Source organism: Nocardia sp. NPDC050713 (assembly GCF_040654315.1).
GTDB lineage: Bacteria > Actinomycetota > Actinomycetes > Mycobacteriales > Mycobacteriaceae > Nocardia.
This window is the reverse complement of sequence record NZ_JBFAHS010000023.1, coordinates 93,141-103,158: the sequence shown is the minus strand read 5'-3', so window position 1 is coordinate 103,158 and position 10,018 is coordinate 93,141. Positions and strand designations below refer to the sequence as shown.

The 10,018-nt window shown below is 68.4% G+C and carries 8 protein-coding genes and 4 tRNA genes; 6 read left to right on the top strand and 6 right to left on the bottom strand.

Going from position 1 to position 10,018, the window contains the following annotated elements:
* The first annotated feature begins 588 nt into the window (after nt 1-588).
* Nucleotides 589-744, top strand: a complete 156-nt coding sequence (locus AB0H49_RS31915) for a hypothetical protein (RefSeq protein WP_357256460.1) — start codon at nt 589-591, stop codon at nt 742-744.
* 343 nt (nt 745-1,087) lie between these two features.
* Here the strand turns inward: AB0H49_RS31915 and AB0H49_RS31910 are convergent, their stop codons facing one another.
* A complete protein-coding gene (locus AB0H49_RS31910; protein ID WP_357256458.1) occupies nt 1,088-1,669 on the bottom strand; it encodes a hypothetical protein in 582 nt (193 codons plus the stop codon).
* A gap of 249 nt (nt 1,670-1,918) precedes the next feature.
* Nucleotides 1,919-1,990 (bottom strand) — tRNA-Val (locus AB0H49_RS31905).
* A gap of 400 nt (nt 1,991-2,390) precedes the next feature.
* Between AB0H49_RS31905 and AB0H49_RS31900 the strand changes: the two genes are divergently transcribed.
* The 4 genes from AB0H49_RS31900 (at nt 2,391) to AB0H49_RS31885 (ending at nt 4,521) form a co-directional block, all read left to right on the top strand.
* Nucleotides 2,391-2,463: transfer RNA gene (locus tag AB0H49_RS31900), tRNA-Gly, on the top strand.
* Nucleotides 2,464-2,508: 45 nt separating this feature from the next.
* Nucleotides 2,509-2,579: transfer RNA gene (locus AB0H49_RS31895), tRNA-Cys, on the top strand.
* A gap of 1 nt (nt 2,580) precedes the next feature.
* Nucleotides 2,581-2,655 (top strand) — tRNA-Val (locus AB0H49_RS31890).
* Nucleotides 2,656-3,375: 720 nt separating this feature from the next.
* Nucleotides 3,376-4,521 (top strand): sigma factor-like helix-turn-helix DNA-binding protein, encoded by a 1,146-nt coding sequence (locus AB0H49_RS31885; RefSeq protein WP_357256456.1) that lies wholly within the window; start codon nt 3,376-3,378, stop codon nt 4,519-4,521.
* 34 nt (nt 4,522-4,555) lie between these two features.
* On the opposite strand, the gene AB0H49_RS31880 is transcribed toward AB0H49_RS31885, so the two are convergent.
* Nucleotides 4,556-5,512 carry a hypothetical protein gene (locus AB0H49_RS31880; RefSeq protein ID WP_354999629.1) on the bottom strand — a complete coding sequence of 319 codons (957 nt, stop codon included), beginning with the start codon at nt 5,510-5,512 and terminating at the stop codon, nt 4,556-4,558.
* 370 nt (nt 5,513-5,882) lie between these two features.
* Between AB0H49_RS31880 and AB0H49_RS31875 the strand changes: the two genes are divergently transcribed.
* A complete protein-coding gene (locus tag AB0H49_RS31875; RefSeq protein ID WP_357256454.1) occupies nt 5,883-7,031 on the top strand; it encodes a hypothetical protein in 1,149 nt (382 codons plus the stop codon).
* On the opposite strand, the gene AB0H49_RS31870 is transcribed toward AB0H49_RS31875, so the two are convergent.
* The 3 genes from AB0H49_RS31870 to AB0H49_RS31860 form a co-directional block, all read right to left on the bottom strand.
* A complete protein-coding gene (locus AB0H49_RS31870) occupies nt 7,032-7,937 on the bottom strand; it encodes a LysR family transcriptional regulator (RefSeq protein ID WP_357256451.1) in 906 nt (301 codons plus the stop codon).
* Between the two features lie 70 nt (nt 7,938-8,007).
* Complete coding sequence (locus tag AB0H49_RS31865; protein WP_357256450.1) at nt 8,008-9,582, bottom strand: NAD(P)/FAD-dependent oxidoreductase; 1,575 nt, start codon at nt 9,580-9,582, stop codon at nt 8,008-8,010.
* 129 nt (nt 9,583-9,711) lie between these two features.
* Nucleotides 9,712-9,981, bottom strand: coding sequence for a cytochrome P450 (locus tag AB0H49_RS31860; protein ID WP_357256448.1), 270 nt, complete (start codon nt 9,979-9,981; stop codon nt 9,712-9,714).
* Between the last annotated feature and the right edge of the window lie 37 nt (nt 9,982-10,018).

Here is a 10,018-nt window from a genome sequence, read left to right as displayed (position 1 = left end):
ACCTACTTACGGGTTGTGCCCTAATTCCCCCAAACAGCATCAACACCCCCCCGGCGGCGCTGCGCGCCGCCGCCGCGCTGCGACACGCAGCGCGCTCCCTGAACCGCGGTCGCGCGGCGCGTCGGCGCGGCGGCGACGCGCACCAGCCCAGAGCACCACTGGTTCCGTTCAGCCGATGTCGGCAGGTACCTACTCGATTCGCTGTCACACGAGCTGCCGCACGAGCTTCGCTCGCTTGCCTCGGAATCTCCTGCCGCACTGGCCAGCCGCGCAATCGCGGACCAGTCTCCGCGGTGACCTCACCTCGGCGTGACAGTCGGCGCACACCGGCCCCGGAACGTACGAAGCTCGCCAGGTGGTGGTGACCGGTTCGGTTCCGTTGCCTGTGGGCAGGTTCGGGTGGTGACCTCACACCCGGTGCCCTGTCCGGTCGGGGTGGTCTGACTGATCCGAGGGCTATCACGACTGCGACGGGAATCAAGAGCGCCTACGGCGTCACTACGTGATTGCTTCGCAACTCTTGACACCCGCCACAGCCGTGATCGAGACGCCCTCAGCCAGCCCACCCGACCGGAAAGGACCCCTCCGATGTCCGAGCCCACCGCCCTCCAGTGCCTGCCCACCTGTACCGAGCCGGTCACCACCACCGTCCCCGGCATCCTTCCGACCGATCCTCCGAAACCGGCGTGCGCCGACTGCCACGCCGCCTTCTGGGAGGCCATGGCTACCAGCGACCGGTACTGACCCGAGGGGGCTTCGGCCCCCTCCTCCTTCTCGGTCCGGGCCATCCGTCAACGACGCCGGATAGCGGGTCGCCAACGACGCCGACTCCAGGCCCGGACCCCGGGCACCGGTCTGACGATTGAATTACTGCGCGACCTCCGGCCGCGTGGCCCTGCTGAATGGTGGCCTGCATTGTGTTCCCGCGCCCCTCACGCCTCAAGGGCGCCTACGGCGTCACTGCGTGATGGCTTCGCCACCCTTGACCCGCGAGCCTCTGCGCGCGAAGAGCAGGCCCTATGGGGCAGGCGGTGAAGCCAGCCCCGATTTGCGCAGCCCACCATGCAGCAGGGCCAATTCCGAATGGCTAGGGAACATCCCGGCGGCTTTTGAGCACCTCAGCCGTGGTGCCTCGAACCGTGAAGTCCACCGTGTACGACACGTTGTCTGGACCGTGGGCAGTCACTGTGTAGATCTGGTCTGCTTCACTGCGTCCGACGGATTTCGCCACGAGGTCACCTGCACTGACCGCATACTTCGCTGCAATCAGCCATAGACCATGGTTCTCGACCTCCGCATCAGTCAGTGCTGCGACACGACCGAACCGCACATTGTGCCCGAGGGCGCGCAGCTTCTCACCGAGCTTCTCCCACCCACGTTCAAGCACAAGAGTCGCCCCAGCACTGCCTACCGCGACAATCGTCTCTGTGCCGAAGGTCGCCATCGTTTCCAGGACGAACTCGTAGGTAGTCGCATCAGCGCCCCAACTGAAATGTCTGCGGGTCTGCTGAAGGTAGTACGGGTGCCGTTGAAAGTAACCCTTCAGGTCGGGGTCGTACTCGGTATGTACCGCTTCGATCTGCCCTCCGAGCCAGTCGACATCGATTGGCCCATTTGGAGTAATCACCATCTCGAATTCTTCGACCGGCCGATCGCCCAGACCCTCCATACGCCGATGGACAATCCGTACCTGCTCCGCAAACACACCCGACGGGTGGACGAGAGCAGCGTCTGGAGCAGCGTCCGGCGATCCGGCGTCCAACGACGAGGTTGGTGTATCGGCTGACATCTCGGCGTGCCCCCTACGTGCCCCTCAATCCGGATTCCTGCGGGCAACGCCGGTAAATCGCAGCATCACACATCCGGGCTTATATTCTGAAAAATCCCCCCGACCAGGTGATATGTCGGGGGGATTGAGTGGTCCCAGCTGGGATCGAACCAGCGACCTTCCGCGTGTGAGGCGGACGCTCTCCCGCTGAGCTATGAGACCGAACTCTCCGTTCGGGCGGCGACTGGAGTGGCCCTCCGAACGAGATGGAACATTAGCACGCTCTACCGGTCAGCCACCAAATCGCCACTTGGACAGCACCGATTCGTCGTGTTGCGGGTGAGTGGTCGTGTTGCGCGTGAGCCACGGCGCGGCCCCGCACCGAACCCCGGTCTTCACCCCCGAGCGACCGACCGAACGAGATGCCGAGCTCGCGGGTCGAGGGCGACTCCTCGGCCCACAAACCTCCCCAGTCCCCCACACCCCACCGGCCGCATCGGCCACATTCGCAACTTCGCCGTTTCCGGCCGTTCTACCAGCGGATTTGTACCTTTCGCCGGGCGTCGGCTAATGTTCTGTCTCGCACCGAGGAGGCCGGAACGAAAGCCCCCGAGATGCAAATGCGGATGTAGCGCAGCTGGTAGCGCATCACCTTGCCAAGGTGAGGGTCGCGGGTTCGAATCCCGTCATCCGCTCGAGAGGTAGGGCCAGGCAGTGTAAACAGCCTTCCCCCTTTGCGCGGTGGAGTGGCCGAGTGGTGAGGCAACGGCCTGCAAAGCCGTGCACACGGGTTCGATTCCCGTCTCCACCTCGCGCGATTAGCTCAGCGGGAGAGCGCTTCCCTGACACGGAAGAGGTCACTGGTTCAATCCCAGTATCGCGCACCACCGTCTCACAGATCGGACCCGGTTTCGACCGGGTCCGATTTTGTTTCTGCCCCCTGCGGCGCTACCTCGACGCGCCGAGTGGTCGGCGCCCAGCCGGGCCGCACTGACGAACCGAGGGCTCGCAGCTGCACTGCACCGCTAGGATTTCGCAGGGTGGATACTGTGTTCGAATCCGCGCCCTACCCGACTCGTTGCGGCCAATGCGGCTCCCCCTCCGAGGTAATGGTCATCGAAACTCTCGTAGGAAACGACCACGGGTGGGACATGGTGACAGATTGCTCGATGTGTGAAAACGTCTGGCACGAATGCGGTTACGAGCCTCCGCTGCCCGAAAGTGTTCGCGATGCCCTCCTGGCCGCGAATGGTCCGACCACCCTCACGGTCGAGGCAGGCAGCACATCCACGGCGGCAGTCATGAAAGCCCTTCGCGCCGCGCGGGCGCTATCTCTGTCGGAGGCGCGATCGCTGGCCGACACAGCCCTGGAGACCGGCCTGGAGGGGACCCTCGTCGAAATGCAGGTGATAGCGCGGCTACTTCGCAGGGCGGGGGCGAGCGTGAGCGTTCAGAGGCTCAGCGGCGACCTATGATTCGCGGCGGGGTGCCGCTGGTTGTGTGGGTAGCTCGGCCTCGTAGGGCCGGGATTGTCGGTGGTTCTCGTTAGGCTGCGGGTTGTGGCTGGTGAATTGGGGTTTGGCGGCGAGGGGGACGGGGGGTTGTTCGTGGACGACATTCGGGGGGAGGTGTCGTTCGGGCTCGAAGAGGTGAACGAGGGGGTGGCGGGGATGGTGGGGGTGTTCGCGGAGCGGCGGAAGCGGGATGCGGAGATTCTGGGGTATCGGCTGGGGATCGGCGGGGAGGGGCCGGAGACGTTGGCGCGGATCGGGGCGCGGTTCGATTTGGCGCGGGATCGGGTGCGGCAGTTGCACACTCGGGCGGTCGGGCAGATGTTGCGGGAGGCGGCGCTGAGCCGGGGGCAGGCGGAGGTGTTCGCCCAGCGGTATCCGGTGGACGGGCGGGATTCGGCGCTGGTGCGGGCACTGCTGGTGGAGACGTACGCGACCGACACGGATTTGGCGGCCAACGAGTTGTCGTATCTGAAGCTGCGGCTCGCGGGGCACGCTCCGGAGGACGCGAAGCGGATCGCGGGCTACGTCATGCAGCGGATCATGGCATGGCAGAAGAAGACGAATCGGCAGCTGGCGAAATTGCGCGACGCCGAACCCGCGGCCGCCACGGAGGTCGGTGAGTGGTCGGCGCGAATCGAGTGGCCTTCGCGCGCGCCCGCCGCACTGCCGACGAGTTCCGCGCGGACGGTCGACGGTGACGACGACGGTCGCGGACGGTTCTACCTGGACAAGGTGGGCCGCGACGTCGGCTTCGACTCCGCGCTTCAGGCCAGGCTGCTGCGCACGCTCAACGCGGCGGACCTGGTCGAGACGTTCCAGGAACATCCGGTGGCGGTGCCGTACGACATCGACGGTTCGGAACGCGTGCACTACCCGAGCGTCGGCGCACGTCTCACCGACGGACGGGTGGTGCTGATCGACGTGCAGCCGCTCGGCCACGTCGCCTTCCACGTCAACCGCGTCAAGTCCGCGGCCGCCCGAGCCCGCGCGCACGCCGAAGGGTGGGGGTGGTTCGTCTGGACGGGCAGCCGCCTCGGCCTACCGGAGCTGGCCCGCCACGCGGTGGACGCCCGTCACGAAAAAGAACTCACCGGACTCGTCGAACGCGGCCCGGTGCCGTGGCACGAAATACGGCGGCTGCACCACGAGACCGGCCTCGAACTCCTCGACTTCACCGCGCTGGTGCTGCGCAACGAATGGCGTTGGCACCGCGGCCCCTTCCGCCTGACCAGCGCCTGATCCGCTAATCCCAGCCCCGTATAGCAATCGAAACTCAGCGCACCACCATCGCCGCCGCGAGGAACGTCACGATCAGCAGCATCGCGCAGTAGGTGATCAGTTGCCAGTGGCTGACGGTTTGTTGCAGGCCGGCGATGGTGGTGCGCAGGCTGTTGTCCACGCGGTGGTGGTCGGCGAGCTTGCGGTTCACCTCGGCCAGGGCGTCGGCCTGTTCCTGGGCGTCGTGTTCGGCGCGCTCCAGGCGGGCGGTCAGCTTCATGACCTGTTTCTGCTTGTCTCTGACCGATTTCCGGGAGAGGGCGAGCGCGGTGCGCTGGTTCATCAGCTCCTGCCGCTGCCGAGCGATCACCGCGGCCTGTGTTCTCGTGTGATGCTCCCAGTCGGTCACGGTGGCCCATCCTCCCGTCATCTCGTCGCGAAAACCCCAAACGATCTCACCCGACACCCAGCCGCGCAAGAACTCGCGCAGTTCGAACGGCGCACGCTTGGGCATCGCGACCGCGCTGTGCTCGGCGTCGAGCATGCCCATGTCGGCGAGGTAATCGCAGGCGGGCGGGGCGAAGTCGGCGATGCCGAGCGCGGGCAGGTGAGCGACCCAGTACCCGGGCTGGCACAGCCACAGCACGCCGTCGCAACCCGCCTCGCGCAACCGGGCCGTGTGCTCCAGGGCGAGGGTCCGGTCCAGCGGCCCGCCACGCACTTCGATGGCGTAGGTCCGCTCGCCGATCCGCCACAGGATGTCGACGCGGATGCCGCCGATGCGCCGATCCACGTCGGCCTCGTCGGCGCCGAACGCGACCAGCCTGCCGCACAACCAATACTTGAGTCGCTGGAGATCCCATTGGGCGTGAGCGCATCCGGGACACCGGCAGCTGTACCGGGACCGATCACTCACCGCGGTACGGATCTCGTCCGGCACATCGGCGATGCCCAATTCGGCGAGCACCGCCCGACGCCCGCAAGCCTGCTCCACGCGCTGCGTCGTTCTCACGCGATCACTCCCCTGCCCAACACCGCACGGTCTCGCGACCTACTCCATAGATCAAGAGTGCGCCCATCTTTCTCCGCTCGCCAGCCCCCTTTACCCCGCGCTCGGGTGCGCCGCGTCCGCCGCGACGCCGCTCACCAGGCGTTGTGCGCTGCATCACAAGGGATTTCGCAGCGACATGCGCGAGAAACACCACAGAAAGTTTGGTCGATTGATACTTGTCGCCAATTCGGTGACGCGGCCGGGCGCGCCGGATCGCCCGCCCGCCGCCGCGACCGCGACGGCCGGTGCTCGCCCCGCACCCCCGAGGGGCTGCGGATAGAATCGCCGGGCCACGCACGCAGTTCGGGCATCGACGGGGAAGAAGGTACGCATGGAGCACGGCCAGCAGGGCGCCGAGTCGGTCGGCGCGGTCTTGTCGGGCATCGCGGAGCTCCTGCGCGAGGTGAGCGACAAGCTCGACAGCGTCGCCGCCCGGGTGGGCGACGACAACGGCGTCGAGGCGCGCCTGAAGAAGCTGGAGGCTTGGGCCTTCCGCACCGAACAGAGTGTTTCGTCGCTGGAAGCCCGGTTCGACGACGTGGCATCCGGCGCTGCCGTCGAACGCACCGCACCGCACGCGCGTGCCGAGCACCGCGCGCCCACGGCGCGAACCGACGCGACGCGGCCCGAGACGCTACGGCCCGATACTCCTCGCCTCGAGGCCACGCGCTCCGAGACGCTGCGGCCCGAGACCACACGCCCCGACACACTGCGCTCCGAAACCACACGCCCCGACACACTGCGCTCCGAAACCACGCGCCCCGACACACTGCGGCCCGAAACCACGCGCTCGGAAACGCTGCGCCCCGAAACCACACGCTCCGAGGCGCTGCGCCCTGACACCACACGCTCCGAACCGCTGCGCTCCGAAACCACCCGCACGGAAACACCGCGTCTCGACACGCCACGCGCCGAACGCCTACGACCCTCCGCGCCACCCCGCCAGGAGCCCGCACCCGAAGCGCCGCGCACCGACAGCTTGGAAGCGGCCGCCGTCGCGGCGCGGGTCGAGCAGCAGCCCGCCGCGTCGAATGGGTTACCGCGCAGAGAGTCCGTCTCCGTCCCGCCCGCGCTGCACGATTGGGTCGAACCGAACGTCTCGCGAGGCGCGCCCTACGACGCCGCGCCCGAACCGATCTCGAACGCGCACGCGGAGCCCGCGGAGATCGCGCCGCGGCCGGAAGCACCGCAGGAACGCCTGGACTACGGCAGCGTCGGCACGCCCGGCGTCGAGTCCGCACCGCGGCTGAACGGCCGCTTGGAGGCGCCCACGCTGACCAGCCGTCCCGAGACGAACCTGACCGCACCGCGCGCCGACCGCGAGGAACCGGCCGCCGCGCCCACCCAGCACCGCTCGGCCATCGAGGACAACTCGCACGTCGACAAGTTGCAGGCCATGCTCGACGAACTCAAGCGCAACCCGTCGGGCCCCTTCGGTAGACCGCTCAGCACACCCCCTGGCGATCTGCCCTCCCAGTAGTCACCCGCTGGCGCTCGGCACGAGCAACCCGCGAATCGATTCCCGCAACCACCGATGCCCGCTGTCGGCGGTGTTGCGCGGGTGCCACGCCATGCCGATCGTCACCTCGGGCAGCGGCAGCGGAATGTCGAAGGGGCGCAACCCCATGGCCCGCAGCGCGGCGGCGGCCAGCCGGGCTGGCGCCGGGCAGACGAATTCGCCGGAGCGCACCGCGAGCAGCGCGGTGCTGAGATCTGGAACGATCGCGACCACCCGGCGCGTGCGTCCGTGCAGCGCGAGGCGGTCGTCGATCGGGCCGCGGGCGCGACCCTGTCGTGAGACAGCGAGGTGGGCCGCTGCGGCGTAGGCGGCCACGGTGACCCGCTCGGTGATCAGCGGATGGTCGGGCGCGGCGACGCCGACGAGACGATCTCCCAGCACCCGCTGCACGGTGATCTCCGGATCGCTGCGTTCCAGGACGCCGACCGTGATGTCGGCGCGGCCGTCTCGCAGCGCCGACGACCCCTCGGTGCCGTCGGGCAGAAAATGCACGGTGACGCCGGGCGCCCGTTGCCGCACGGCGGCGAGCAGTGGGGCGGCGAGGTGGGCGCGGACGACGTCGTCGGCCTGCACGGTGAACCCGCGCCGCAGCCCGGCGGGGTCGGCCTCCGCGCGGGTGTCGAGCAGCGCGCGTCCGCGCTCGACCAACGCGGCGACCTCGTACCGCAATTCGAGGGCTCGCGGCGTCGGAACCAGGTTCCGCCCGGAGCGGACGAGCAACGGATCGTCCAACACGCGGCGCAGCCGCGCGAGCGTCCGGCTCATGGCGGGGGTCGAGGTGCCCAGGCGTTCGGCGGCTTTGGTGACGCTGTTCGTGTCGAGCAGCGCATCCAGAGCAACCAGCAGATTCAGGTCGAGGGCGTCCACTCGCGGATTATCACAGACACAATTCGGACGCGAGCGCGTTGCGCCGATGACAATCCGCGAGCACCGCGGCTCAGGCCTGTGATGGGTGCGGGTCGCGCCGCGGCTCCGGGTAGAACTCGGTCGGAGCCGGGGCCGTCTCGGTGGGCGCCGGGCCGGGCGGCGTCGGCGCCGCCGGAGTCTTCCCGCGCTCCGAGAGCCCGCGGTACGCGGCGGGTTTCACGGGCCGGAACCACTGGGCGAGCCGGGCGCTCAGCGGGAGCCGGAACTTCAGGTCGTCCAGCATCTCATCGATGTTGTGCAGGGCGAACGGAGTGATCGTGGTGCCGTGCGCGTGATGGCCGCCGGTGCCCGCCGCCATCCACCCCAGGCGGGCGTCGATCTGTTCGCCCATCTCCTCCTGCGACGGCAGCGTGAGACGGCCGCGCAGCAACGCGGCGATCCAGTGCGCGCCGACCTCGGCGCTGAGCGTGCCGAGCAGCGAGGAGTTGTAACCGGCGAAGGTCAGGTTCGGTACCTCGGTCGGCAGAATGTGCCGGTAGAGGCGGAAATTGCCGTCGTCGTCGGTGAGCCTGCGCTGAATGTACGGGGTCAGGAACGGCACCCGCTGCTGGAAGCCGGTGGCGCACACGACGATGTCGGCGGGAAGCACCTGCCCGTCGGACAGCCACGCGGCACAGCCGGCGGGCGTGCCGGACAGCTCGGTGACGCTGGTGTCGCGCAGCACGGTGATCCGGCCGTCGCGGACCTGCTCGAAGAATCCCTCGGTGGCGATGCTGGCGGTGCTCTGCGCGATCTCCTCGAACCGGCCCTCGGGCACCAGGTCGAGCTCGCGCAGGCCGAGCTTCTTGGTGGCGAGTTCCTGGATGACGTCGAAATCGGTGTCGCGGAAGCTGTGTCCTGCGCCGTGCAGGAAACGTTCGAAGCCGCGCGGGCTGTGGTAGCGGAAGTGCGCCTCGCCGAGCCGGGTGAGGAACAGCCGCTCGAAGTCCAGGCCGGTGCTGAGCTTGCGCGGCATCTTCCACAGCAAACGCCGAGCGACCACCGTGGTCTCGGCCGCGACGTGGCTGACCGCCTCGGCGATATCGCAGGCGGACTGACCGTATCCGACCACCACCACCGACTTCCCACGCGCCTGCTCGACGTCGAGGAATTCCGAGGAGTGATAGAGCTGCCCGCCGCGGGCGAGGAACGCCTCCGCGCCGCGGTAGTCGGGCATCGCGGGTTCGCTGAACACGCCGTTGGCGACGACGAGGTGATCGCACGAGGTGCGGTGCACACCCGTCTCGTCACGGATCTCCAGCAGCCAGCCGCTGTCCACCGGGTCGGCGGCCACCACCTCGGTGCCGAGGCGGAGGTTCTCGCGCAGCCCGAAGTGCTGCACGTATCCCTCCAGGTAAGCCTGCATTTGGGCGCCGTCGGGCACGCGCGGGTAGTCCTCGGGCATGGCGTAGTCCGAGAAACGGTAGGTGTGCTTGCTGTTCAGCGTGCGCAGCCCGGGATAACGCCGGGTCGCGCTCCACACACCACCGACATCGGGCGCCCGTTCGAATACCTCGACCGGAAAACCCGCTCGGTTCAACACCTTCGCGCAGGCTAGGCCTGCGATGCCCGCACCTACGACCGCGATGCGGTTACCGCTCGTCATGGCCACCGAGATTACCCGCCCGCGGCGCGGCGCAAAGCTGGCGGGCGCAGATTCCCCGGATCCAGGCGTACCTCCCCCTCCGCTCCGGCCGTGCGCGGGCTGACGACGGACTCCGTCCGGCGGCGTCGTCTACTGCGGTGTGACCACGATTCTGGCCTTGCCGCGCGGCACGGTGGTGATGTTCCGCACCCGTCCGCGCTCGGGGTGCGAGTCGGCCGGTGCCAGCGTGTGCCTGGTGAGGACCTCGCGCAAGACCGCCGTCCTGTCCATCAGCGCGAAGCCCGCGCCGATGCACCGGTGCGCGCCGCCGCCGAACGGCAGCCACGTGTTCGGCTCGCCCTCGCCGTCCAGAACCGGGCCGGGGCGGAAGGCGGTACCCTCGTCGACGCCGCTGTGCACACCCGCGGGGCCTGTGGATGCTTCGCCGAATCGCCCG

Coding starts and splice junctions, on each gene's coding strand:
- AB0H49_RS31915 (WP_357256460.1), top strand. CDS start 589: ATGTCCGAGCCCACCGCCCTCCAGTGCCTGCCCACCTGTACCGAGCCG.
- AB0H49_RS31910 (WP_357256458.1), bottom strand. CDS start 1,669: ATGGAGGGTCTGGGCGATCGGCCGGTCGAAGAATTCGAGATGGTGATT.
- AB0H49_RS31875 (WP_357256454.1), top strand. CDS start 5,883: ATGGAGCACGGCCAGCAGGGCGCCGAGTCGGTCGGCGCGGTCTTGTCG.
- AB0H49_RS31865 (WP_357256450.1), bottom strand. CDS start 9,582: ATGACGAGCGGTAACCGCATCGCGGTCGTAGGTGCGGGCATCGCAGGC.